General features: G+C 31.2%; 1 protein-coding gene. It reads left to right on the forward strand.

Annotated features, from left to right (window positions below):
• The coding region (locus tag CDO51_RS13355; RefSeq protein ID WP_205842279.1) for a transposase at positions 1 to 260 on the forward strand (260 nt) is incomplete at both ends.

Genomic DNA, 260 nt, shown 5'->3' on the forward strand with positions numbered 1-260 from the left:
GATAGGAGAAAATGAAAGTTCTAAGTACTGGTTAAAGATTATTAATGAATTAAAGAACCGAGGAGTAGAAGATATTTTAATTGTATCAATAGATGGGTTGAAAGGTTTTTCAGATGCAATACATGCTGTTTACCCAAGTGCAGAAATTCAAAGCTGCATAATTCACCAAATTAGAAATAGCACAAAGTATATATCATATAAAGACCGAAAAGAATTTTGTAACGATCTTAAAAATGTTTATAGAGCACCGACTGAGGAAG

Origin of the sequence: Natranaerobius trueperi, from assembly GCF_002216005.1 — a bacterium.
Taxonomy (GTDB): Bacteria; Bacillota; Natranaerobiia; order Natranaerobiales; family Natranaerobiaceae; genus Natranaerobius_A; species Natranaerobius_A trueperi.